This window comes from Arthrobacter sp. SW1, assembly GCF_001766675.1.
Taxonomy (GTDB): Bacteria; Actinomycetota; Actinomycetes; order Actinomycetales; family Micrococcaceae; genus Arthrobacter.
This window is the reverse complement of the sequence record NZ_MJLT01000023.1, coordinates 85556-109068: the sequence shown is the minus strand read 5'-3', so window position 1 is coordinate 109068 and position 23513 is coordinate 85556. Positions and strand designations below refer to the sequence as shown.

The window sequence follows — 23513 nt, the reverse complement described above, 5'->3', positions numbered from 1 at the left end:
GGATCGGGCTTAGCCCTGGCTGAGCCCGATCCAAGTCTCCAGGACCTTCGCGGCCGCGCCGGAATCGATCGATTCGCCGGCCCGCTTATAGGCATCGGCCATCCGCTCGACCAGGCTTCCTTCCGCCGTTTCGGCGAACGCCACCAGGCCGGCGGCGGCGTTGAGCAGCACGGCGTCCCGCACGGGGCCCGGCGCACCTCCCAGGACATCGCGTACGACGGCGGCATTCGCCTTCGCGTCGCCGCCCTTCAGTTCGTCCACGGTCGAGACCGCGATTCCCAGCTCAAGGGGGGAGAAGCTCTGTTCGCGGACCTCGCCGTCGCGGATCTCCCATACGGTGGAGGGGCCCGTCGTCGTCAATTCATCGAGGCCGTCCTCACCGCGGAAGACGAGCCCCCTGCTCCCCCGCCGCGCGAGCACGCCGGCCACCAGCGGAGCCATCGCGGCGTTCGCGACGCCCACCGCGGACGCCTGAACGCGGGCAGGGTTGGTCATGGGGCCGAGGAAGTTGAAGGCGGTGGGGATGCCCAGTTCCTTGCGGGGTACCGCGGTGTGCCGGAAGGACGGGTGGAAGACCTGGGCGAAGCAGAAGGTGATGCCCGCCTCTTCGGCGTTGCGCGCCACACGGTCGATCGGCAGGTCAAGGCGGACGCCGAGCGCTTCCAGCACGTCCGCCGAGCCGGAAGAGGACGACGCCGCGCGGTTGCCGTGCTTGACGACCCTCGCCCCGGCGCCGGCCGCAACAAGCGCAGCCATCGTCGAAATGTTGACGGTGTTAAGTTGGTCACCACCGGTGCCGACGATGTCCAGCTTCTCCCCCGGAATCGACACGGGATTGGCATTGGCGAGCATCGCCTCGACCAGGCCGGTCACTTCCTCCACGGTTTCGCCCTTGGCGCGCAAGGCAACGAGGAAGCCGGCGATCTGCGCCGGAGTCGCCTCCCCGGACATGATCGTGTTCATCGCCCACGCCGTGTTCTCCAAAGAGAGATCCTGTTTCCTGATCAGGGCGGAAATGAGGCCTGGCCAGGAGTTGCTTGCCTGCTGCGCGGATGCCGGTGAAGTCACCACTTGATGCTAGCGAGCGGGACCGGCCGATGACCAATGTGAAAGACGGCGGGAACTTTTCCGCGCGATTTCGCGTGTTTGTAGAAAAAGTGCTCCCAAAAGGCGGTTCGCGTTGGGAACTCAGGACTTTTACAGACATAATGTCCTTGTGACATCTGCGACCCATGCCCCCAGTACCCCGGCGCACCCGACGCTGAACCGCCCCAATCTGGTTTCTGTTGGAACCGTTGTTTGGCTGTCCAGTGAGTTGATGTTCTTCGCCGGCCTCTTTGCCATGTACTTCACCCTGCGCTCCACTTCCGGAGAGATGTGGGCTGAAGAGACCGCCAAGCTCAACTTCCCGTTTGCGCTCGTGAACACCATCGTCCTGGTAGCAAGCTCCTTTACCTGCCAGATGGGTGTTTTCGCCGCGGAACGCCTCGAGCCGCGCCGCCGTGGCGGAGTTTTCCAGATCAGCCGCTGGGGCATGAACGAATGGTTCGTCCTCACCTTCCTTATGGGCGCGTTCTTCGTCGCCGGTCAGACCATGGAATACGCCATGCTCGTCTCCGAGCACGTCTCCCTGTCTTCCAACGCCTACGGCTCCGCCTTCTACATGACCACCGGCTTCCACGGCCTGCACGTCATCGGCGGCCTCATCGCCTTCCTCTTCATCATCGGCCGCGCCTTTGCCGCCAAGAAGTTCGGGCACTTCGAAGCCACTTCGGCGATTGTCACCTCCTACTACTGGCACTTCGTGGACGTTGTGTGGATCGGCCTCTTCCTGGTCATCTACGTCCTCAAGTAGCAAGGCTTGGTCCTTGCCGCCCAAGGACCTGAACAACAAAGAAGCGGCTCCCCGAGCCGACGCAGGATCGAATTAAGGAACCACCACGTGAAGGCACTCTCGCAGAAGCGACGTCACCCACTGGCAGCCATTGCGCTGCTGCTGATGGGCCTCCTCCTCACTGGTGGGCTGTACGCCGTCGCCACGACGGTCAACCAGGCCAAGGCAGAAACCACGACCTTCAGTGCAAGCGACACCGAAGAGGGTAAGAAGCTGTTCGAGGCCAACTGCGCCACCTGCCACGGCATGGGCGCCAGCGGCACCAAGGACGGCCCCTCGCTGGTCGGTGTTGGTGCAGCTGCGGTTGACTTCCAGGTTGGCACCGGCCGTATGCCCATGCAGATGAACGGCCCCCAGGCCCAGAAGAAGCCGCTGCAGTTCAACGAAGACCAGACGCACCAGCTTTCCGCCTACGTCGCCTCCCTCGGCGCCGGCCCGGCCATCCCCGAAGAGCACCTGCTCGACGAAAAGGGCAACGCTGCCGAAGGCGGCGAGCTCTTCCGCGTCAACTGCGCAATGTGCCACAACGCCGCAGCAGCAGGCGGCGCCCTGACCCGCGGCAAGTTCGCCCCGGCCCTGGCCGACGTCAGCGGCAAGCACATCTACGAAGCCATGGTCACCGGCCCGCAGAACATGCCCGTCTTCAACGACGCCAACATCTCCCCCGAGGGCAAGCGCGACATCATCTCCTTCCTGAAGAAGATCGAAGCCAACGGCTCGCCGGGCGGCGCCGACCTCGGTTCGCTTGGCCCGGTTGCCGAAGGCCTCTTCGTGTGGGTCGCAGGCCTCGGTGTGATCATCGCGTTCACCATCTGGCTCACCTCCCGCACGTCCTAAGCGGCGCGTCCAGGAACTTCTGCTGCGTGCGCGCAGCAGCTTTGAATTGAAAATCCCCCCGGCACATGCCGGGACAACGAGAGAAGGATGAGGCGAATTATGGGCAACCATAGTGACGGCAGTCCGAACCACTCGGGCACCGTAGCTACGGCTGGTCAGAATGACGTGGAGAAGTTCCAGGATCCTGGACTTCCTCCGCATCGTTTGCGCCTGGCTGACACGGACCCGAAGGCCGCGAAGCGAGCCGAGCGTCAGGTAGCCATTCTGTTTGGCGTTTCCATTGTCGGCACCTTGATCTTCCTTGGCGCGTATTTCGCCATCGATCTCGGCGTCGACTCCACGATCGCCACGATCCGCAACCAGAACCTGCTGCTGGGCCTGGGCACCGCCTTCGCGATGCTCGGCATCGGTACGGGCATTGTCCACTGGGCCAAGGCCCTCATGCCGGACCACGAGGTCTCCGAAGAGCGCCACGCAATCCGCACCGAGGAAGACCGCCAGGCTGCGGTACGCATCGTGGACGACATCGTCGAGGAAACCGGCATCAAGCGCCGTCCGCTGATCCGCAACACCCTCCTGGGTGCTGTTGCACTGGCTCCGCTGCCGGCCATCGCTGTCTTCGGTGACCTCGGTCCCCGTCCGGACGACAAGCTCGCACACACCATGTGGGCCCCGAAGGACGGCAAGCTCAAGCGCCTCACCCGTGATCCCGACGGCACCCCGATCAAGGCATCGGACGTCACCATCGGCTCGGCATTCCACGTCATCCCGGAAGGCCTCAACGAGCTCCACGAAGGCAAGCTGAACGAAAAGGCCAAGGCCGTCGTCCTGCTCATGCGCCTGAACCCGGACTCCCTGAAGATCACCCCGGGACGCGAGGACTGGAGCTACAACGGCATCGTTGCCTACTCCAAGATCTGCACCCACGTCGGTTGCCCTGTTGCCCTCTACGAGCAGCAGACCCACCACCTGCTGTGCCCCTGCCACCAGTCGACCTTCGACCTGACCCAGGAATGCAAGGTCATCTTCGGCCCGGCCAGCCGCCCGCTCCCCCAGCTGCCTATCGCAGTTGACGCTGAGGGCTACCTCGTCGCCACGAGCGACTTCAAAGAACCTGTAGGACCGAGTTACTGGGAGCGTGACGAGCATGAGCGCCGCATCAACAGCTGAAGCCCCCTTCGTCGCCAAGACCAAAGTAGGCCGCTTTACGGACTTCGTTGACGAGCGCGTCGGCGGTTCCGGAATCCTGCGTGAGTTCGGCCGGAAGGTCTTCCCCGACCACTGGTCCTTCATGTTCGGTGAGGTGGCGCTGTATTCCTTCGTCATCCTCCTGATGTCGGGTACCTTCCTGACATTCTTCTTCGACCCGTCCATGGCGGAAACCCATTACCAGGGTTCCTACACCCCGCTGTACAACGTCGAAATGTCCGTGGCCTACAACTCCTCGCTGAACATCTCCTTCGATGTCCGCGGCGGTCTGTTCATGCGCCAGGTACACCACTGGGCAGCCCTGCTCTTCGTGGCCTCCCTTGGTGTCCACATGCTGCGCGTGTTCTTCACCGGCGCTTTCCGCAAGCCCCGTGAAATGAACTGGGTTGTCGGCGGCGTCCTGCTGATCCTCGCCATGGCTGCCGGCTTCACCGGCTACTCCCTCCCCGATGACCTGCTGTCCGGCAACGGCCTGCGCATCATCGACGGCGTGATCAAGTCCATCCCGGTGGTCGGAACGTACATCTCGTTCTTCCTCTTCGGCGGTGAATTCCCGGGTACGGCCATCATCGGCCGCCTGTACGTGCTGCACATCCTGCTGGTTCCGGCACTCATCCTCCTGATGATCGTGATCCACCTGTTCATGGTTGTGGTCCACAAGCACACCCAGTACCCCGGTCCCGGCCGTAACGACGGCAACGTTGTCGGTTACCCGCTCGGCCCGGTTTACGCGGCCAAGGCCGGTGGCTTCTTCTTCATCGTCTTCGGTGTGATCGCCCTGATGGCCGCGGCCTTCACGATCAACCCGATCTGGAACTACGGCCCGTACGACCCCTCCCCGGTGTCCGCCGGTACCCAGCCTGACTGGTACATCGGCTTCGTCGACGGCGCCCTGCGCCTCATGCCCGGCGTGGTCAACGACTTCCACTTCGAGTACGTCATCTTCGGCCAGACACTGACCCTGAACGTCCTGCTCCCGGCACTCGTGCCCGCAGGCATCATCTTCACGGTCCTGTTCACCTACCCGTGGATCGAACGCTGGATCACCAAGGACAACCGCGAACACCACGTCCTGGACCGTCCGCGCAACGCCCCGACCCGCACCGCGATCGGCGTCGCCGGCTTCACCTGGTACTGCGTCATGTGGGCCGCTGCAGGTTCCGACCTCATCGCCACCCACTTCATGGTCTCCCTGAACGACGTGACCTACTGGCTGCGTGCGCTGTTCTTTGTCGGCCCGATCATCGCTTTCGTTGTCACGAAGCGCGTGGCCCTCGCTCTTCAGCGCAAGGACCGCGAGATCTCGCTGCACGGCCGCGAAACGGGACGCATCGTTCGCCTGCCGCACGGCGAATTCATCGAGGTCCACGCTCCGCTGGACGAGTACAAGCAGTACAAGCTGGTTGGCTTCGAGTCCCCCGCCCCGATCCCGGCCCAGCCGAACGAGCATGGCGTGGTCACCCGCAAGGAAAAGCGCCGCGCCGCGCTCTCCAAGTGGTTCTTCGAGGACCGCGTTGCCCCGGCAACGCCCGCCGAAGTGGAAGCCGCGCACTCGCACGGCCACCACGAAGCAATCGAAGGCACTGAACAGAAGAGCCTGAGCCACTAAGACGGCTTGCAAAGAAGGGCCCCGTCCGCATGGACGGGGCCCTTCTTATGTCTGGAAGCAGTTGCCGGTGGCCAGGCCGCGAAGGCGGTTCAGTAACCGGTCCGCTGGCCCCTCGTGGGCCGCACGCCTGGTCGCTGCAGCGGCACCCACAGCTTGTACCGGTCGGCCCGGTAGTAGGACACCGAGTAGTCCACCATCGCCCTGGCCACAAAAGCGTGGCGCTGGATCTTCAGCAGGGGCGAACCGACATCGACATTCAGCAGGCGGGCGGTTGAGGGCGAGGCGGCGGTCGCCTCGATCATGTCCTCGCCCCACTCCATCACCAGGCCGTACCGTTCACTCAGGACGTTGTAGAGCGAGGTGGGCGGAGCTTCGTCCAGGAAGCCCGGGACGCGGTGGGCCGGGATGAAGTTCTCGTCCACGCTCATGGGCTCGTTGTCGGCCAGCAGAAGGCGGCGGAAGCGCACCACAGGCGTGCCCTCCTCGAGCTGGAGTTCGCGGGCAAGGAAAGCGCTGGCGGCGATCTGTTCGAAGCTGAGCACCTTCGCCGCAGGGACCATGCCACGGCGCTGCATTTCCTCGCTGTACGAGGTCAGTTTCACCTGGAGGTCCAGTTTCGGCTTTCGTACGAACGTGCCCAAGCCAACAACCCGCTCGATAATCTCCTCCCCCACCAGCGCGTCGATGGCCTGTCGTACGGTCATGCGGGCAAGGCCGAACCTCTCCGACAGATCGCGTTCGGATGGAAGGGCGGCGCCAGGGCGGCATGAATCGGTAATGAAGGCGCGCAGGATCTCCCGCAGCTGGACATAGATGGGAACGCCGCTGCTGCGATCGATTTCGCCGGCGATCTTCGACGCATCAGCGGGCACAGCACACCGGTGATGCGTAAGCGGGAATTTCCATAAGACAAGCGTAGGCGACTTGCCAGCTGTGGCGCCCCTGCCGGGCCTTGGGACGGGCTACGCTGCGTTAAGCTTTTAAGGATCATTTTCACCGGGCGGGCCTGCACCGCCAGAGCAAAGGAGCCGGTTTGCCCGAGCACAAAGCAACAGTCGCCGCGGAGATCGGCCTTCATGCACGTGCGGCTGCCGTGTTCGTCCGGGCGGTGACAGCAACGGGACTTCCGGTCACCATCCGCAAACCCGGCCATGCCGCCGTCGACGCCCGCTCTTTGCTCGAGGTCATGACCGAAGACTTCGCCCACGGTTGCGAAGTGGTCCTCGACGTCACTGTCGACGCTCTGCCGTCCGACCGGACCCTGAAGGAGGTCGATGACGCGCTGGCAGCCCTCGCGGCGCTCCTGGAGGCTCCTGACGCCCGCTAGGCTTATATGCCGCACCACGGGCACGGCGGACAATACGACGACGGCGGCCCTCACCTTTCGGTGAGGGCCGCCGTCGTCGTACTGCGGTTACTTAGTGGGCGTGGTCGCCGCGGCTGTATTCAAACACCCAGCCAACCAGGGCGACGAGCGCCAGGCCGGCCGCGACGAACACAATCCAGAAGCCGACCGCCAGGCCGAGGAAGCCACCGGCGCAGGCGAGGCCGAGGACCAGCGGCCACCAGCTCCACGGGCTGAAGTGGCCCTGCTCGCCGGCACCCTCATGGATTTCGGCGTCGGGGCGGTCCTCAGGACGCAGGCCGATCCGCTTGCCGGTGAAGCCCAGGTACGCGCCGATCATGCCGGCGAGGCCGCCGACCAGGAGGATGCCCAGGATGCCGACCCACTCTGACCAGTTGGTCAGGAAGCCGTAGGCAAGCGAGACGGGGACGAAGAAGAAGACTCCGGCTCCGAAGAGCCACGATTCGATTTTCACTAGCGGACGTCCTTCTGATCAGCGTTGCCCAGCAGTTCAGCTGCGGGTTCCGGGGACTGGACCGTGTGGGCCTGCGACAGCTCCGGGTGGTGCAGATCGAGAGCCGGACGTTCCGAACGGATACGCGGGAGCGAGGTGAAGTTGTGGCGCGGCGGCGGGCAGGAAGTTGCCCACTCCAGGGAGGCGCCGAAGCCCCACGGATCGTCCACTTCCACCTTCTTGTCGCTGCGCCAGGTGATGTACACGTTCCAGAAGAACGGCAGCAGGGAGGCGCCCAGGACGAAGGAGGAGATCGTGGAGAACTGGTTCATCCACGTGAAGTTGTCTTCCACCAGGTAGTCGGCGTAACGGCGGGGCATGCCCTCGACGCCGAGCCAGTGCTGGATGAGGAAGGTGCCGTGGAAGCCGAGGAACAGGAGCCAGAAGTGGATCTTGCCGAGGCGTTCGTTGAGCATCTTGCCGGTCCACTTGGGCCACCAGAAGTAGAAGCCTGCGAACATGGCGAACACGACGGTACCGAACACCACGTAGTGGAAGTGTGCCACCACGAAGTAGGAGTCGGAGACGTGGAAGTCCAGCGGCGGGGAGGACAGGATGATGCCGGTCAGGCCGCCGAAGAGGAAGGTCACCAGGAAGCCGATGCTCCAGAGCATCGGAGTCTCGAAGGTGATGGAACCCTGCCAGAGGGTACCGATCCAGTTGAAGAACTTCACGCCGGTGGGCACTGCGATGAGCATCGTCATGAAGGCGAAGAACGGCAGCAGGACCGAGCCGGTGACGTACATGTGGTGGGCCCACACGGTGACCGAGAGGGCGGCGATGGCGATGGTCGCGTAGACCAGGCCCTTGTAACCGAAGATCGGTTTGCGGCTGAAGACCGGGAAGATCTCGGAAACGATGCCGAAGAACGGCAGGGCGATGATGTACACCTCAGGGTGGCCGAAGAACCAGAAGAGGTGCTGCCAGAGGACGGCACCGCCGTTTTCCGGATCGAAGATGTGTGCACCGAAGCGGCGGTCGGCACCGAGCGCGAACAGGGCGGCTGCCAGCGGCGGGAACGCCATCAGGACCAGGATGGCCGTGACGAGGGTGTTCCAGGTGAAGATCGGCATGCGCCACATGGTCATGCCCGGGGCACGCATGCAGATGATCGTGGTGATGAAGTTGACCGCACCGAGGATGGTGCCGAAGCCGGAGAGGCCGAGGCCGAAGACCCAGAGGTCACCGCCGACGCCGGGGCTGAAGGTGGTGTTCGACAGCGGCGCGTAGGCGAACCAGCCGAAGGAGGCGGCACCCTGCGGGGTGATGAAGCCGGAGACGGCGATGGTGGATCCGAAGAGGAAGAACCAGAAGGCCAGGGCGTTCAGTCGCGGGAAGGCGACGTCGGGAGCACCGATCTGGAGCGGCATGATGACGTTCGCGAAGCCCGCGAAGAGCGGGGTTGCGAACATCAGCAGCATCACCGTGCCGTGCATGGTGAACAGCTGGTTGTACTGCTCCTTGGTCTGCAGGATCTGCATGCCCGGCTCGAAGAGCTCTGCGCGGATCAGCAGCGCCATGACGCCGCCGAGGCAGAAGAACACGAAGGAGGCAATCAGGTACATGTACCCGATGGTCTTGTGGTCCGTGGAGGTGATCCAGTTGACGACGATGCGTCCCTTGGATTTCGGAACGACGGGAGCCTCGAGGACTCCGGCAGGTTGGGTGTAGGTAGACACGTCGCTTCCCTTACTTAATTTCGTTCAGGTTCGGGTTGCGGTCGTACTTCTCGTCGAGAAGGCCCGTGTTGCCCTCCTGGCGCAGCTTCTCCATGTGGGCCTTGAATTCGGCCTCGGAGACAACCTTGACGCGGAAGAGCATCTCGGAGTGGTATTCACCGCAGAGTTCGGCGCACTTGCCGTCGTAGGTGCCCTCCTTGGTGGGGGTCAACCGGATGTAGTTGGTCTTGCCCGGGATCATGTCGCGCTTCTGCAGGAAGGCGGGGACCCAGAAGGAGTGGATGACGTCGCGGGCGTTGAGCTCCAGATCGACGGACTTGCCGACCGGCAGGTACAGGGTGGGCAGCTTCTCCTTGTCGATGGTGTTGCCCGTGAGGTGTGCCTGGACACCGGCTTCGTGCAGGTCTTCGCTGACCACGGAGCCCTTCTTGTAGTTGAAGTCCCAGGCCCACTGCTTGCCGCGGACGTCGACGACGACGTCTGCCGGCTTGGAGCGGTCATCGATGGCCTGCTGGTCACGGTCGGTGAAGTAGAAGAACACCAGGATCATGAACAGCGGGATCGTCAGGTAGAAGACCTCCAGGGGGAGGTTGTAGCTGAGCTGGCGCGGGAACCCGACGGTGCCCTTGCGGCGGCGGTAGGCAATGATGCACCAGACCAGCAGGCCCCAGGTGATGATGCCGACCGCGAGGGCCGCGATCCATGAGTTGACCCAGAGGTCCATGATGCGGTCGGTGTGGTTGGTGGTGCCCCGTTCAGTGGGGAGCCAACCCTTCTCAACCTCTGACGAACATCCGGTCAAAACCAACGCGCCGGCTAGTGCCAAGCCAGTGATCGAAGTGATCTTTGTGCGTCGGCTGCCGGTTCGGTTCTGCGAACTCACAGACGGCCCTTCCTCTTGTTGCTGCAGCCCGGCAGGCCAAAGGCACGCCGGGCACACTAAGTTTTACTACCCGATGTAGAGCTTACCGCTATGCAGGGGTTTTCGCTGACATGGCGCGGCAGTGCGTCGGAACAGCTGCAAGGCTGTCCTCCGCACTGCCACGTAGCGGCCGCTCCCCTGCTTAGTGGAACGAATCGCCGCAGGCGCAGGAGCCGCCGGCGTTGGGGTTGTCGATCGTGAAGCCCTGCTTCGAAATGGTGTCTTCGAAGTCGATGCTGGCACCGTCAAGGTACGGCACGCTCATCTTGTCCACGACGACCTCAACGCCGTCGTAGTCGCGGACGGAGTCGCCGTCGAGCAGGCGCTCGTCGAAGTAAAGCTGGTAGATCAGGCCCGAGCAGCCGCCCGGCTGGACTGCCACGCGCAGGCGCAGGTCGGTGCGGCCTTCCTGTTCGAGGAGGCTGCGGACCTTGCCGGCAGCGACGTCGGTGAGATTCACGCCGTGCACAGGAAGTTCCCCGCTGGTTGCGGTGGTGTTTTCGTTTGTTGCGGTGCTCATTGGCCTACCTAACTATGACGCTTGCGGCATGCGGCGCGGGGGCGCCGCATGCCCTTACCCACTTGCATTCGGGTTACAGCTCAATGCTACGTCGCATGGACGCATAGCTATAACTCCAACCGTAACCAGCGGGCGCCTTCGCTTGTTCCCGTCAGCCGCCCAGGCCGGTGGAATCCAGCTGCGCCAGCATCAGGGCCTCCGCAAGCACAGCGCGCCGGAAGTCCTCGATGTGCAGGGATTCATTGGCGCTGTGTGCGCGGGAGTCCGGATCCTCGACTCCTGTGACGAGGATCTGCACGTCCGGGTACACCTCGGTGAGGTCTGCAATGAAGGGAATCGAGCCGCCGATCCCCATCTCCACCGCGGGAACACCCCATGCCTCACCAAGTGCCCACATGGCGATCCGGGCCGAGGCCGAGGAAGTATCCGTGGCGAAGGCGCTGCCCCGCTCCCCCGGCGTGAAAGTGAGTTTCGCGCCGAACGGCACGTTGGCGGTGAGATGGCTTTCGACGGCGGCCATGGCGGCTTCCGGATCCTGGCCCGGGGCCAACCGCAGGCTGAACTTCGCACGGGCGGCAGGAAGCAGCGTGTTCGATGCGACGTCGACTGCAGGGGCGTCGATGCCGATGATCGAGAGCGCCGGCTTGGTCCACAAACGCGAAGCGATGCTGCCGCTCCCGGCCAGCCGGACGCCGTCGAGCACTGAGGCATCGGCACGGAACTGGGCCTCGTCCAGGTCCACCTGCACTTCGTCCTTGGCGAGCAGGCCGGGCACGGCGACGTTCCCGGTGTCGTCATGCAGCGTGGCGATCAGCCGCGCAAGGACGGTGGGCGCATCCAGGACCGGGCCGCCGAACATGCCGGAGTGCACGGCGTGGTCGAGCACGCGGACCTCGAAGGTGCCGTCCACCAGGCCGCGCAGGCTGGTGGTCAAGGCGGGCACGCCGACCTTCCAGTTGCTCGAGTCGGCCACCACGATCACATCGGCCCGCAGGAGCTCCCGATGGGTTTCCAGGAAGGTCCGGAAGGTGGGCGAACCGGCTTCCTCCTCGCCTTCGAAGAAGAGGGTGACGCCCAGTCCGAAGCTGTCGCCGAGGACCTCGCTCACGGCCGCGAACGCAGCGAGGTGGGCCATGATGCCGGCTTTGTCGTCCGCGGCACCGCGGCCGTACAGGCGGCCGTCGCGTTCTTCGGCGGCAAAGGGCTCCGAATCCCACAGCGCGCGGTCCCCTGGAGGCTGCACATCGTGGTGGGCGTACAGCAGGATGGTCGCCTTGCCCGGCGCCGCGGGACGGCTGGCCACGACGGCGGGGCCGCCCGGCGTTCCATCCTCCTTGTCGCAGCGCAGGATCTGTGCGTCGGCGAAGCCGGCTTCACGGACAAGCGAGGCGACGGCTTCTGCGCTGCGGTCCAGTTCTGCGGGGTCGAAGCTGCTCCAGGCGATGCCGGGGATGGCGACGAGTGCCTTGAGTCGTTCCAGCGTTTGCTCGAAGGACGCGTCGACGGCGGCCTTCAGGGCGGCGGCGTCAACGGCGCCGGATGTGCCGGACTGGTTCTGCGGGGTCTCCGCGTGAAGGGAAGTCATGGCGAAAACACTACCGCCGGGTAGCCGACGGCGGTACCGGACGCCCGGGCAGCCTCGCGCAGCGCGGTGTCGCCCCGGTCACTCGCAGACCGGTATTCTGTACTGGTGTTTGGACGTAAAAAGGAAGAGCCCAGCGCTCAGGACTCAGTAGATCAGCTTGCCGCCGATGCCGCGGCCAAGGGACCGGGCAAGGGCGCGCCCACACCCAAGCGCAAGGACCAGGAGGCCGCCCGCAAGCGCCCGTTGGTCCCGACGGACCGGAAGGCTTCGAAGGAAGCCGAGCGGGCCGCCATCCAGGAGCAGCGGCTGCGCATGCGCCAGGCCCTGGACACCGGTGACGAACGATACCTGCCGTTGCGCGACAAGGGTCCGCAGAAGCGTTTCGCCCGCGACTTCGTCGACGCCCGTTTCAACCTCGGCGAGTACCTGATGTTCGGTGCCCTGGCCTTCGTGGTGGTTTCCTTCATCATTCCGCAGTCCAGCGACGCGCTGACCTACGTGCTCGTGGCGTTCTGGGTCATGTTCCTGGCCGTCTTCGTGGACGTCTTCATCCTCTCCCGCAAGCTTCGCAAGGCCCTCGCCGCGAAGTTCGGCGAGATCGAACGTGGCACGGTCTGGTACGGCAGCATGCGCTCCCTGCAGTTCCGCAAGCTGCGCCTGCCGAAGCCGCTGGTCAGCCGCGGCGAGTACCCGTCCTAGCGCGGAGCCGCCAAGACGTAGAAGGACCCCGGAACATGAGTTCCGGGGTCCTTCTTTGCGTATCGGAGCTTTTAGCGCCGGGCCTTGGCCAGGCCCTTATTGATGCGGGCGGCCCAGAACGGCCCTTCGTAAAGGAAGGCCGTGTAGCCCTGTACGAGGGTGGCGCCGGCGTCCAGGCGTTCCTGGACGTCCGCCGCAGTTTCCACACCGCCGACGGCGATCAGCACCAGCCGCTCCCCGACGGCGGCTTTGAGCCGCTTGAGTACCTCGAGCGACCGCTGCTTCAGCGGCGCACCCGAGAGCCCGCCGGCGCCACAGGCCTCCACCTTGCCCGGATCCGAAGTGAGGCCTTCGCGGCCGATGGTGGTGTTGGTTGCGATGATCCCGTCCAGTCCGAGGTCGAGGGCGAGCCGGGCGACGTCGTCGATGTCCTCATCGCTGAGGTCCGGAGCGATCTTGACCAACAGCGGAACGTGGCGGCCGGCCGCTTGGTCTGCGGCCTCCCCCACGGCGCTGAGCAGCGGACGAAGCGTGTCGACATTCTGCAGCAGGCGAAGCCCGGGGGTGTTCGGCGAGCTCACGTTCACCACCAGGTAATCCGCGGCCGGAGCCAGGCTGCGTGCACTGACGAGGTAGTCTTCCACCGCGTCCTCCAGCTCAACCACCTTGGTCTTGCCGATGTTGACGCCGATGACCGGACGGACGCCCGGATGGGCTTTCTGCAGGCCCGCGCGTGCGGCCTTCAGGCGCGGAGCCACGGCGGCGGCGCCGTCGTTGTTGAATCCCATGCGGTTGACGACGGCCCGGTCCTCGACCAGGCGGAACAGGCGGGGCTTGTCATTGCCGGGCTGGGCCTGGCCCGTGATGGTTCCCACCTCGACGTGTCCGAAGCCGAGCTCGGTGAGGGCCTCGATGCCGTGGCCTTCCTTGTCGAAACCGGCGGCGAGGCCGAAGGGCGACGGGAAGCTCAGGCCAAGGGCCTCGGTCCGGAGGGAGGGGTGCGGGGCCGTCAGCTTGCCAAGGATCTGGCCGGCGCCGCAGGAGTGGGCAAGCCGGATCGCCCGGAAACCGATCTTGTGGGCCTTTTCGGCATCCATCCAGGAGAAGGCCAGCTTGAAGAATGTGGGGTAGACACGCATACCCCTAGTTTTCCGTCTCCAGGGCCTCCCACCAAACCGAAGCCGGCATCCGGCCTCCCCGTGTCCGCGGCCGGCAGCCGGGCCGAATGCCTCTTCTTCTGTCTAAGCTGGACCCGTGGAGTGGCACGGCGACATCCTCGGCACCGGATTCGAAAGCTGCAGCTTTGAGGCGCGCGGCAGCGACGGTGTGGCCAGGCAGGCCACCCTCGTACGGCATGTTCCCGAATCCGGCCGGAACGCTGTGAACGGTGCGGTCCTCTTCCTGCACGGGTGGAGCGACTATTTCTTCAATGTGGACCTGGCTTCGTTCTGGTCACGGCAAGGGTTCCGCTTCTATGCACTGGACATGCACAACCACGGCCGGAACCTGCAGGACGGCAGCACCGGCGGCTACGTGGAGCACCTGCATGATTACGACGCCGAGGTCGCCGCCGCCATCGGGATGATCCGTTCCGAGGTTCCGGAGGGCGGTCTCCCGCTCACCCTCATGGGCCACTCGACCGGCGGCCTCGTAGCCGCCCTGTGGGTCAGCCGCCATCCCGGGATGGTGCAGTTCCTGGTGCTGAACAGCCCCTGGCTTGAAATGCATGGCAGTTCCCTGGTGCGCAAGGCCGCCCAGTTGATGGTCGCGCCGGTAGCCCGCCTGCGCCCGCTCACCGTGCTCCGGCTGCCCGAGCGGGGGTTCTATTACCGCAGCATCAGCAGCAACGCAGAAGGCGAATGGTCCGTGGACGAGAAGTACCGGCCCCCGTATGCGTTTCCGCTGCGTGCGGGCTGGCTGAGCGCGGTGCTCAGCGGGCATACCGAGGTGGCCCGCGGCCTTGCCATCGACATACCCATCCTGGTCCTGCTTTCCGGGGCCAGCGCCAACGGAATGATCTGGAGGGAATCCATGCGGCACTCGGACGCGGTCCTGGACGTGAACATCATGGCTTTGCGTGCCATGACCCTGGGCCGGAGCGTCACCCTGGAACGGGTCGACGGCGGACTGCATGACGTTTTCCTGTCGGCGCCACCGGTGCGTGCGGATGCCTATGCCCGGTTGGGCCGCTGGATCCGCGGCGTGATCCTCGACGCCGGACCGGACGGTTCCGGTACCCGCGAAGGGGGCCACTCATGAGCGCGGAAACCGGCCAGGCCCTGTGGACGGAGGACTTCCTTGGCAGCAACTTCGAGTCCCTGGAGCTCGGACTCGGTCATGACGACGAAGGGCCGGTCTGCGCCACCCTGGTGCGCTACACCGTTCCCCCGCCGGAGAACACGCGGCCGCACAGGCTCAGGGATGCTTTCGCAGAACTCACCAGGCACGCGATCCGTCGGGAAGCGACCCATCCGAACAAGGCGCCGCGAGTTGTCCTCTATCTTCACGGCTGGGCGGACTACTTCTTCCAGCAGGAGCTCGCGGAAACCCTGGCGGCGTCCGGTTTCCATTTCTACGCGCTGGATCTCCGCAAGTTCGGACGCAGCCTTCGCGAATGGCAGACGCCCGGATACACCACCGACCTTGCCGTGTACGACGAGGACCTCGACGCCGCACTGTCCGCGATCACGGACGACCTTGCCGTGCGCACCGGAAGCGACGAATCGCCGGTCTTCCACCTGCTGGCCCATTCACTCGGCGGCCTCATCGCCACGCTGTGGGCGGACCGGCACCCGGGCCGGATCGCCACGCTGATCCTGAACTCACCGTGGTTGGAGCTGCAGGGAAGCAGCCTGATCCGCAGCATCGCGATGCACCTGGTTGAGCCTTTTGCACGCACCGATCCCAGGCGGGCGTTCCGCCTGCCGGAGATGCCTGCGTACTGGGAGAGCGTCAGCAGCCTCGCCCACGGCGAGTGGACGCTGGACCCGTTGTGGCGCCCCAAGGCCTCCTTCCCCATCCGCGCGGGCTGGAGCAAGGCAGTCCTGGCCGGGCACGCCGCCGTCGAACGCAAGCTCGATATCGACGCGCCCGTGCTGGTCATGCTCTCCGGACGCACCCGGATCCAGACCGAATGGAGTGCTGAGCTCATGCGGGTGGACGCGGTGATCGACGTCGAGGAAACAGCACGCCGTGCCCTCGGCCTGGGCCGCCGTACAGCGGTCTTCCGGTATCCGGGCGCCTTGCACGACGTGTTTCTTTCACGCCGGACAGTACGGCAGCAGGCCTACCGCGACCTCGTGCTCTGGTTGGAGTCATACCCCGTGTGACGTCCCAGCACGCCTGGGTTAAAAATCAGGCCTGGGCCGCGGCGTCCACTGCGCCGCCGTAACGGCGGTCCCGTTTGGCGAAAATCTCGACGGCGTCCCAGAGCGTCCGTCGGTCGACGTCCGGCCAGAGCGTGTCCATGAAGACGAATTCGGCGTAGGCCGACTGCCAGAGCAGGAAATTGGAGAGGCGCTGCTCCCCCGAGCTTCGCAGGAACAGATCGACATCCGGCAGGTCCGGCTCATCCAGGTACCGCTGGATGGTCTTCTCCGACACGGAGGAAGCCTTGAGCCTGCCATCGGCGACGTCGCGGGCGATCGCTGCCACGGCGTCGGCGATCTCGGCCCGGCCGCCGTAATTAACACACATGGTCAACGTGCAGGTGTCGTTGTTCCGGGTGTACGCCTCGGCCTCTTCGAGTTCCTTGATCACGGAACCCCACAGCCGCGGGCGGCGACCGGCCCAGCGGATCCGGACGCCCCAGTCGTCCAGTTGGTTGCGTTGGCGTCGAAGCACATCCTTGTTAAATCCCATGAGGAAGCGGACTTCTTCGGGCGAGCGGCGCCAGTTCTCCGTGGAGAACGCGTAGACGCTGACGTACTTGATGCCCATCTCGATGGCACCGGCCATGACGTCCAGCAAGGCCGGTTCGCCGGCCTTGTGGCCCTCGATCCGCGGAAGGCCACGCTTGTTCGCCCAGCGCCCGTTGCCGTCCATGACGATCGCCACGTGCTGCGGGACAAGTTCCGCAGGGATCGCCGGCGGAACGGCTCCGGACGGATGAGGATACGGTGCCAGCACCGGCTTCGTCCTGCGGGACGACGGATTCTTCTTGGACAATGCCACTGTCAGCTACGCTCCACGTGTTTAAGGGATTTCAAGGACCGTTCAAGATGCCACTGCAGGTAGCCCGCCACCAGGCCCGCCGCTTCACGGCGATGGACACTGTCGGAGGCGTCCGCCGTCGTCCAGTCTCCGGTGAGCAGGGCACCCAACAAGGTAACAGTTTCGGGGGCGGGGGCAGGCGATCCCGGGGGGCGGCAGCCGCCGCACACCATGCCGCCCAAGGGCGCGGAAAAGGCGTCATGCGGACCGGGTGCGCCGCAACGCGCACAATCGGTGAAACTCGGGGCCCACCCGCCGGTGGCCAGGGCGCGCAGCAGGTACGAATCCAGGATCAGCTCGGGAGGATGTGCCGAACGGCTGAGGGACGCCAGTGCCCCCACCAGCAGGTTGTATTGGGCGGTGCCGGAATCGGCATCGGCATCGCTGAGCTTTTCCGCGGTTTCGACCATGGCGGCCGCCGCGGTGTAGCTCGTGTAATCGGAAGCGATCGCCGTGCCGTAGGCGCCTTTGGCAACCGCCTGGGTGACGACGTCGAGGGTGCGGCCGGAGATCAATTGCAGGTCCGCCACCATGAAGGGTTCCAGGCGGGCACCGAAGCGGCTGCTTGTGCGGCGGACTCCCTTGGCAACGGCGCGGACCTGGCCGTGGTGCTTGGTGAGCAGGATGATGATGCGATCCGCCTCGCCCAGCTTGTGGGTGCGCAGCACGACGGCGTCGTCACGGTAGGACCGTGCTGCAAAGGAGGATGGGTTGGCCACAGTTAATCTTCGCACCGGGACGGACGCAAAGGCGCCCGGCAGGGCCGTGCGGCGGAAGGATGTTCCGCCGCACGGCCCGATGAACGTGCCGCTGCTAGGCGCGGACCGAACGGACGGCGCGGTTTACGGCCGAGATGACGGCCTTCAGTGCCGCCGTGCTGGTGTTGGGGTCGATGCCCACGCCCCACAGGACGCGCTCCCCCACGGCGCATTCGACGTACGCTGCGGCACTGGCGCTGCCGCCTTCGGAGAGGGCGTGCTCGCTGTAGTCGAGCACGCGGACGTCCACACCGTCTTCGCGCAGGATGCTCAGCAGCGCCGCGATAGGACCGTTGCCGGTGCCCGTGCGCTCGACTTCCTTGCCATCGATGCGCAGGGAGGCGTGCAAGGTCAGTTCACCGGATTCATCGGTTTCCGTGCGGCTGGCACCCAGGGAGTACCGGCCCCACTGTCCGTCTTCGCTGCTCGAGGGCAGGTACTCGTCCTGGAACATGGCCCACAGCTGGGCGCCGCTGACTTCGCCACCCATGGTGTCAGTGCGGTGCTGGATGACGCCGGAGAACTCGATCTGGGCGCGGCGCGGCAGGTCCAGGCTGTGTTCGCTCTTGAGCAGGTAGGCCACTCCGCCCTTGCCCGACTGCGAGTTGACGCGGATGACGGCTTCGTAGCTGCGTCCCAGGTCCTTGGGATCGATCGGCAGGTACGGAACCTGCCAGGTGAAGTCGGCCACGGCCTTCCCCGCCGCCGCGGCGTCCTTTTCGAGGGCTTCGAAGCCCTTCTTGATGGCGTCCTGGTGCGAGCCGGAGAAGGCGGTGAAGACCAGGTCGCCACCGTAGGGAGCGCGCTCCGGGACGGGCAGCTGGTTGCAGTACTCCACGGTACGGCGCACTTCGTCGATGTCCGAGAAGTCGATCATGGGGTCGACGCCCTGGACGAACATGTTCAGGCCCAAGGTGACCAGGTCTACGTTGCCCGTGCGCTCGCCGTTGCCGAAGAGGCAGCCTTCGATGCGGTCTGCGCCCGCCAGATAGCCCAACTCGGCAGCTGCGACGCCGGTGCCGCGGTCGTTGTGCGGGTGCAGGGACAGGATGATGCCCTCGCGCGGGTGCAGGTTGCGGCTCATCCACTCGATGGAATCGGCGTAGACGTTGGGGGTGGCCATTTCGACGGTGGCCGGCAGGTTGATGATGACCTGCTTGTCCGCGGAAGCCTCGAAGATGTCTGCGATGGCATTGCAGACCCGGGCCGCGTACTCGAGTTCGGTCCCGGTGAAGGATTCCGGGGAGTACTCGTAGGTGATGTGCGTGTCAGTGAGGGTTTCCTCGTACTTCTTGCACAGGCGGGCGCCCTGCAGGGCGATGTCCAGGATGCCGTCTTCGTCCTGGTTGAAGACCACGCGGCGCTGCAGCACGGACGTGGAGTTGTACAGGTGCACGATGGCCTGCTTGGCGCCGACCAGCGATTCGTAGGTGCGCTCGATCAGGTGCTCGCGTGCCTGGGTCAGGACCTGGATGGTGACGTCGTCCGGGATGTGCCCGCCCTCGATCAGCTGGCGGACGAAGTCGAAGTCGGTCTGGGACGCCGAGGGGAAGCCGACCTCGATTTCCTTGTAGCCCATCTTCACCAGCAGCTGGAACATCTTCAGCTTGCGGGCCGGGCTCATGGGGTCGATCAACGCCTGATTGCCGTCACGCAGGTCTACGGCGCACCAGCGGGGCGCCTTGGTGATGACCTTGTCCGGCCAGGTACGGTCCGGCAGCTCCACCTTGATCTGGTCCTGGAAAGGGACGTAGCGGTGGATCGGCATACCGGAGGGCTTTTGTGCGTTGCGCATGGCTAAGGGCCTTTTCTTTGATTCTTGGAGGAAGATTGGCCGGGCATAGCAAACTCCGCAGCGAGGGTTGGCCTAGCGGATGATCGCTGTTGAGGCCTCGCCGCGGCAGCTAAGGAGAAGCAGTCCTGCGCGCACCATTTCACAGTAACACGGGTGCGTATGATGACAATGCAATACCTGAAGCAACGTCCACTATGCAGACGCGGCCACGGTGCTTCGCCGGCGGCACGCGTCATCGAAGGAGTTTCCGTGCCACAGTCCGGGATCACACTGTCCAACATCGACGCCGGGGTGCGGCCTCAGGACGACCTCTACCGGCATGTCAACGGCGCCTGGCTCAGCTCAACCACGATCCCTGACGACCGGCCCCTGGAGGGAACGTTCACCTCCCTGCGTGACAACTCGGAACTGGCAGTCAAAGCGATCATCGAGGAAGCCGCGGCAAAGGGCGACTCCGCAAGCGGCATTGAGCGCAAGATCGGCGCCCTCTACAGCAGCTTCATGGACGAAACCACGGCAGAGGCCAAGGGCTTCGAGCCCATCCGTGACCGCCTCGCCGATGTCTTCGCAGTGGCTGACGCCGCCGCCTTGGTGGAGCTCAGCGGGAGGCTTTTCCGCGCCGACGTCGGCGGCCTCTTCTCGATCTATCCCGCCCCGGACGCTGGCAATCCGGACCGCGTACTGCTGTACGCCGGCCAGGGTGGTCTCGGCTTGCCGGACGAGTCCTACTACCGCGAGGAAAAGTTCGCGCCGATCGTGGAGGCCTATACCGCTTATGTAGCCAGTGTTTTCGCCTTGGCCGGAATTCCCGACGCCGCCGCGGCTGCCGGGCGCGTTGTCGACCTGGAGCGGGCGCTTGCTTCCCACCACTGGGACAAGGTGACCCTGCGCGACCCGCAGAAGACCTACAACCTGAAGACCATCGAGGAGGCTGCCGCCCTCTTCCCGCCCTTCACTTCCTGGTTCGAGGCAGCAGCCATTGACGGCAGCAAATACAGCGAACTCGTGCTCAGCACCCCGGACTTCTTCGAAGGCGCCGCGGCACTCCTTGCCTCCGAACCGTTGCAGGCATGGCGTGAATGGCTGGCCCTCCGGGTCATCAACGCCGCCGCACCATACCTCTCGGCCGCATTCGTGGACGCCAACTTCGCGTTCTATGGCACGACCCTCAGCGGGACTCCGCAGAACAAGGAACGCTGGAAGCGCGGCGTCGCCGTCGTCGAAGCCGCCCTGGGCGAGGCTGTGGGGCAGATCTATGTGGAGCGGCACTTCCCCGCCGAGCACAAAGCCCGAATGCAGGAGCTCGTCGCCCGGCTGATCGAGGCCTACCGGCAGAGCATCACGGCGCTGCCCTGGATGGGCGAGGAAACGAAGGTCGAGGCGCTGAAGAAGCTGGATGCCTTCCGGCCCAAGATCGGCTTCCCGGACAAGTGGATCGACTATTCGGCCGTGGAAGTCGATCCCGGGGATCTCCTCGGCAACGTCGAACGCGCCCATAACGCCGACGTCGACCGGCACCTCGACGAGGTCGGCAAGCCCGTGGACCTGGATAAGTGGCTTATGACTCCCCAGACCGTCAATGCCTACTACCACCCGCTGCTCAACGAGATCGTCTTCCCGGCAGCGATCCTGCAGCCGCCGTTCTTCACGGCCGAAGCCGACGACGCCGTGAACTATGGCGGCATTGGCGCGGTCATCGGGCATGAAATCGGTCACGGCTTCGATGATCAGGGTTCGCAGTTCGACGGCAGCGGCGCCCTGCGGAACTGGTGGAGCACCGAGGACCGCGAAGCGTTCGAGAAGCTGACCGCCAAGCTTGTGGCGCAGTTCGATGCCCTGGCACCCCATGAGGCCCCGGACCACAAGGTCAACGGCAAACTCACGCTCGGCGAGAACATCGGTGACCTTGGCGGCCTCGGCATCGCCTACAAGGCGTACCTGCTCAGCCTGGACGGTGCAGAGGCTCCGGTGATTGACGGCCTGACCTGGCAGCAGCGGTTCTTCATGTCCTGGGCTGCCGGCTGGCGCCAGGTGATCCGGCCGGAGGAGGCCATCCGCAGGGTTGCCACGGACCCGCACTCCCCCAACGAATTCCGCACCAACGCCATCGTCAGGAACCTTAGCGAGTTCCACGAGGCCTTCGGCGTGGTGGAGGGCGACGGGATGTGGCTCGAACCCGGAGAGCGCGTGACCATCTGGTAGCTTCGGCACAGCCCGAAACGGCGATGGGCCGGACCGTCAGGTCCGGCCCATCGCCGTTTCGTCCCTCAAACCAAGCCCGTGGGCTTGGCGCTATTGCTGCACTATCAGGGCGGGGTTCGCCGTCTGGCACTTGACGTCGCCCGCCGTCTGGTTGACGACGTCGTCCGGTACTGACGCGGTCCCGAACTTCAGGCCGGCGGTAAAGTCCGAGCCGAGGTACAACTGCACGCCGTTGACCGCGGTGGATGCTTCCAGCTGGGTGGCGGGGATGCCGAAGAGCTTGGCGACATCGGCCGCCACGTCCTCGAATCCGTCGGCGTAGTAGACGGTGGTCTTCGTGACGGGGTCGGCGGCAAACTGTGAGGCCTGGGTGAAACCGCCCTTGACGAGGGCGGTTACCAGCTCCTGGGCGTGTTCGGGAACGGCGGAGCCATCGGCCACGGTCACCGGCTGGAGCGCCTTGTCGTACGACGGCGCAGACGTGGTGGGTGCAGCGACCGGAGGCTTGGCGGTGCCCCCGGGCGGCGTCGCGGAGGCGGACGGACCGCCTGCCGGAACCGTCGTCGGCGTCGGCGAGGGGCTCGGCGTTGACGTCGCGCCGGGCGTCGTGAGGTCAAGGTTCGCCCGCAGGGCCGCAAACAGCTGCGAAGCCTGCGGCTGCATCAGTTCGAGGCGGTTGGGATCCACGGCGGCAGGCCGGTTGGGCGCGGCGATGAACGCGACCTTGGAAAGGTCGATGTCCTTCAGCCTGGAGGAGATCGTCAGGAGCGACTGGACGTTGGCCATGCCTTCGTCAACGGTGAGGTTCTGGGTGATGACGTCCGCGATGGTCAGGAGTTTCTGCGGGTTGCCCAAGGTGCCGTCGTCCTTGACCTTGCGGGCCAGGGACGACAGGAAGCCCTGCTGGGCCTGGATGCGGCCAAGGTCGCTGCCGTCGCCGAACGCGTGGCGGGTCCGCAGGAAGGAAAGCGCCTGCTCGCCCTCCACCTGGGAGGTGCCCTTCGGAAGGCGCAGCCCGGAATCGGGGTCGAAGATGGGATCGCTGACGCAGACGGACACACCGCCCACGGTCTTGGAGAGCTCCTTGACGGCGTTGAAGTCGGCCATCATGAAATGGTCGATTTCCAGCCCGGTGAGCTTGTTCACCGTGTCCACGGCGCAGCCGATGCCGGCCTCTGCCATGGCCTGGTTGATCATCTCGCCGCTGCGGGCGGGGAACGTCTTGTTGGTTGACTGGTCGGTGCATTCCGGAACGTCCACCAGCAGGTCGCGCGGGAAGCTGATGACGCTCACCCGCTTGTTGTCCGCGGAGATGTCCATGAGCATCATGACGTCGGAGTGGCCGTAGCCCGTGGAGTCGTTGACGCTGCCGTACTTGGAATTCTTGCCGTCGCGGGTATCCGAACCGAGAATCAGGATCTGCAGGCGGTCCTTGGCATCGTTGATGTTGCCTTCGGTCTTCTGGGCGCCGGCGTTCAGCGGAGCTTTGTTGATATTCAACTGCAGCCGGATGAACCAGTACGCCGCGAAGGCCAGGCCGGCGACCAGCAGTACGCTCATCACTCCGGCACTGACTTTCATCCACAGCGGATACCTGCTGATCCGCATGTGGCGTGGGGCGCCGCTTTCTCCGTGGCGTGCAGGCGCAGCCTTGGCGCTCCCGCTGATTTCCTGCACGCGCGCATCACGACGTCGCACTAGACGGTCAACCTTTCGTCGGAACATGGGACCCG

The 23513-nt window shown here is 65.0% G+C and carries 21 protein-coding genes; 9 read left to right on the top strand and 12 right to left on the bottom strand.

Annotated features, from left to right (window positions below):
- Positions 1-9: 9 nt before the first annotated feature.
- Complete coding sequence (gene trpD, locus BIU82_RS10500) at positions 10-1068, bottom strand: anthranilate phosphoribosyltransferase (RefSeq protein WP_070349635.1); 1059 nt, start codon at positions 1066-1068, stop codon at positions 10-12.
- Positions 1069-1216: 148 nt separating this feature from the next.
- On the opposite strand from trpD, the gene BIU82_RS10495 reads away from it, so the two are divergent.
- From BIU82_RS10495 to BIU82_RS10480, 4 genes are all read left to right on the top strand, one after another.
- Complete coding sequence (locus BIU82_RS10495; RefSeq protein ID WP_083292284.1) at positions 1217-1855, top strand: heme-copper oxidase subunit III; 639 nt, start codon at positions 1217-1219, stop codon at positions 1853-1855.
- 87 nt (positions 1856-1942) lie between these two features.
- Positions 1943-2731, top strand: coding sequence for a c-type cytochrome (locus BIU82_RS10490; RefSeq protein WP_070349418.1), 789 nt, complete (start codon positions 1943-1945; stop codon positions 2729-2731).
- A 99-nt stretch (positions 2732-2830) separates the two neighbouring features.
- On the top strand, positions 2831-3901 hold the full coding sequence (locus BIU82_RS10485) for a Rieske 2Fe-2S domain-containing protein (RefSeq protein ID WP_070349417.1): 1071 nt from the start codon (positions 2831-2833) through the stop codon (positions 3899-3901).
- Positions 3879-5549, top strand: a complete 1671-nt coding sequence (locus BIU82_RS10480; RefSeq protein WP_070349416.1) for a cytochrome bc complex cytochrome b subunit — start codon at positions 3879-3881, stop codon at positions 5547-5549. The genes BIU82_RS10485 and BIU82_RS10480 overlap by 23 nt, the downstream gene beginning before the upstream one ends.
- Positions 5550-5638: 89 nt before the next feature.
- Here the strand turns inward: BIU82_RS10480 and BIU82_RS10475 are convergent, their stop codons facing one another.
- Positions 5639-6421 (bottom strand): GntR family transcriptional regulator, encoded by a 783-nt coding sequence (locus BIU82_RS10475; RefSeq protein ID WP_070349415.1) that lies wholly within the window; start codon positions 6419-6421, stop codon positions 5639-5641.
- Between the two features lie 161 nt (positions 6422-6582).
- Here BIU82_RS10475 and BIU82_RS10470 point away from each other — a divergent pair, with 161 nt between their 5' ends.
- Positions 6583-6876: an HPr family phosphocarrier protein gene (locus BIU82_RS10470; protein ID WP_070349414.1), complete on the top strand. Its 294-nt coding sequence runs from the start codon at positions 6583-6585 to the stop codon at positions 6874-6876.
- A 91-nt stretch (positions 6877-6967) separates the two neighbouring features.
- Here BIU82_RS10470 and BIU82_RS10465 read toward each other — a convergent pair whose 3' ends face one another.
- The 5 genes from BIU82_RS10465 to BIU82_RS10445 all read right to left on the bottom strand — a co-directional run bounded on the left by BIU82_RS10465 (position 6968) and on the right by BIU82_RS10445 (position 12114).
- Positions 6968-7369, bottom strand: a complete 402-nt coding sequence (locus tag BIU82_RS10465; protein ID WP_070349413.1) for a cytochrome c oxidase subunit 4 — start codon at positions 7367-7369, stop codon at positions 6968-6970.
- Complete coding sequence (gene ctaD / locus BIU82_RS10460; RefSeq protein WP_070349412.1) at positions 7369-9087, bottom strand: cytochrome c oxidase subunit I; 1719 nt, start codon at positions 9085-9087, stop codon at positions 7369-7371. Before ctaD ends, BIU82_RS10465 begins: the two co-directional genes overlap by 1 nt.
- Positions 9088-9097: 10 nt before the next feature.
- Positions 9098-9970 (bottom strand): cytochrome c oxidase subunit II, encoded by an 873-nt coding sequence (gene coxB, locus BIU82_RS10455; RefSeq protein ID WP_070349411.1) that lies wholly within the window; start codon positions 9968-9970, stop codon positions 9098-9100.
- Between the two features lie 181 nt (positions 9971-10151).
- Positions 10152-10529, bottom strand: a complete 378-nt coding sequence (locus BIU82_RS10450) for an iron-sulfur cluster assembly accessory protein (protein WP_070349410.1) — start codon at positions 10527-10529, stop codon at positions 10152-10154.
- 151 nt (positions 10530-10680) lie between these two features.
- A complete protein-coding gene (locus BIU82_RS10445) occupies positions 10681-12114 on the bottom strand; it encodes a dipeptidase (RefSeq protein WP_070349409.1) in 1434 nt (477 codons plus the stop codon).
- Between the two features lie 105 nt (positions 12115-12219).
- Between BIU82_RS10445 and BIU82_RS10440 the strand changes: the two genes are divergently transcribed.
- Positions 12220-12813 (top strand): DUF3043 domain-containing protein, encoded by a 594-nt coding sequence (locus BIU82_RS10440; protein ID WP_070349408.1) that lies wholly within the window; start codon positions 12220-12222, stop codon positions 12811-12813.
- Between the two features lie 71 nt (positions 12814-12884).
- On the opposite strand, the gene BIU82_RS10435 is transcribed toward BIU82_RS10440, so the two are convergent.
- Positions 12885-13952, bottom strand: a complete 1068-nt coding sequence (locus tag BIU82_RS10435; protein ID WP_070349407.1) for a quinone-dependent dihydroorotate dehydrogenase — start codon at positions 13950-13952, stop codon at positions 12885-12887.
- A gap of 115 nt (positions 13953-14067) precedes the next feature.
- Between BIU82_RS10435 and BIU82_RS10430 the strand changes: the two genes are divergently transcribed.
- Together BIU82_RS10430 and BIU82_RS10425 are read left to right on the top strand one after the other, a co-directional pair.
- A complete protein-coding gene (locus tag BIU82_RS10430) occupies positions 14068-15072 on the top strand; it encodes an alpha/beta hydrolase (protein ID WP_070349406.1) in 1005 nt (334 codons plus the stop codon).
- Entirely contained in the window at positions 15069-16142 is a 1074-nt protein-coding gene (locus BIU82_RS10425; RefSeq protein WP_070349405.1) for an alpha/beta hydrolase, read from the top strand. The genes BIU82_RS10430 and BIU82_RS10425 overlap by 4 nt, the downstream gene beginning before the upstream one ends.
- A gap of 25 nt (positions 16143-16167) precedes the next feature.
- On the opposite strand, the gene BIU82_RS10420 is transcribed toward BIU82_RS10425, so the two are convergent.
- From BIU82_RS10420 to leuA, 3 genes are all read right to left on the bottom strand, one after another.
- Entirely contained in the window at positions 16168-16986 is an 819-nt protein-coding gene (locus BIU82_RS10420) for an isoprenyl transferase (protein WP_070349404.1), read from the bottom strand.
- A gap of 2 nt (positions 16987-16988) precedes the next feature.
- The gene (recO, locus tag BIU82_RS10415; RefSeq protein ID WP_139146578.1) at positions 16989-17744 is read right to left on the bottom strand and encodes a DNA repair protein RecO; all 756 of its coding nucleotides are present in this window, start codon (positions 17742-17744) and stop codon (positions 16989-16991) included.
- Positions 17745-17838: 94 nt separating this feature from the next.
- Positions 17839-19578, bottom strand: a complete 1740-nt coding sequence (gene leuA, locus BIU82_RS10410; RefSeq protein ID WP_070349402.1) for a 2-isopropylmalate synthase — start codon at positions 19576-19578, stop codon at positions 17839-17841.
- 249 nt (positions 19579-19827) lie between these two features.
- On the opposite strand from leuA, the gene BIU82_RS10405 reads away from it, so the two are divergent.
- The gene (locus BIU82_RS10405) at positions 19828-21780 is read left to right on the top strand and encodes a M13-type metalloendopeptidase (RefSeq protein ID WP_070349401.1); all 1953 of its coding nucleotides are present in this window, start codon (positions 19828-19830) and stop codon (positions 21778-21780) included.
- Between the two features lie 90 nt (positions 21781-21870).
- Here BIU82_RS10405 and BIU82_RS10400 read toward each other — a convergent pair whose 3' ends face one another.
- The gene (locus BIU82_RS10400) at positions 21871-23478 is read right to left on the bottom strand and encodes an LCP family protein (RefSeq protein WP_070349400.1); all 1608 of its coding nucleotides are present in this window, start codon (positions 23476-23478) and stop codon (positions 21871-21873) included.
- Positions 23479-23513 lie beyond the last annotated feature (35 nt).